Origin of the sequence: Pseudomonas sp. Sample_14 (genome assembly GCF_004307515.1) — a bacterium.
GTDB classification, from domain to species: domain Bacteria; phylum Pseudomonadota; class Gammaproteobacteria; order Pseudomonadales; family Pseudomonadaceae; genus Aquipseudomonas; species Aquipseudomonas atacamensis.
Genome location: NZ_RCOC01000003.1, coordinates 1 through 780, shown reverse-complemented (window position 1 = coordinate 780; position 780 = coordinate 1). Strand labels below are relative to the sequence as shown.

Annotated in this window: 1 pseudogene; it reads right to left on the bottom strand. The window is 56.0% G+C overall.

Annotated features, from left to right (window positions below):
• Positions 1-740 (bottom strand): annotated as a pseudogene (locus tag D8U61_RS00485) (hypothetical protein); the annotation flags it as partial.
• Positions 741-780: the final 40 nt, after the last annotated feature.

The following is a 780-nucleotide window of genomic DNA, read 5'->3' as shown; positions in this document are numbered from 1 at the left end:
ACATAGGTGACTTTCGACCACGGCGCCTCTGGAACCGGGAAATTATTAACCCGGTCGAAGACCTGATAGCGCACTTCGACGTTCCTGCCGTTGCCTTGGTCTCTGATGACTTTTTCGGTGAAGGTGACGATGATCGGATTGTTGACCGGATCTTCGATCTGCTCTCTGGTGACCGGGTAGTACGTCACCACCTGATCTCCCCAACCACAACGAATGGTGTCGAAGACGGCGATGTTGTCATAAGGGACGATGAGCATGCGGATTTCCCGCCGGGCCATTTCCGCATCCACGCCTTGAGACGGATCAGGGCTCAGCGTGTAGAGCAGGCCGGAATGGCCGTCCTCGCTGTCGCGATCCAGGCCGCCTGGCCGTGTGAGCTGGACCCACATACGCAACACCGGCTCGGAGCTCACTGGCTCCTGACCCAAGCGTTTCACCGTGTAAAAGACGAGTGCTGCGCCATTGGTGACCTGAGCCCTGGGGATTTTGAATTCCAGCCGTTTATTCAGATTGTTTTCATCGACCGGTATCGTTCCGACAATGACGCCGTCATAAGACATTTGGCATTCGTCTTTCAGTGCCATGCTTATCCACGGATCTACGAAAACCCGCATATCGTCCTTGACGGTATCCAGCGATATGCCTCCGTGATAGTTCTCCGGCGTCTGCAAGTCGACCTTACCCTGTATGAAGGGAGGGCTCAGGGCAAGAATGCGGTTTTCATCCAGCGGCTGGCTCATGGCAGTGCTCCGTTATGGGCCCGGTTGCAAGGTGCCAGGC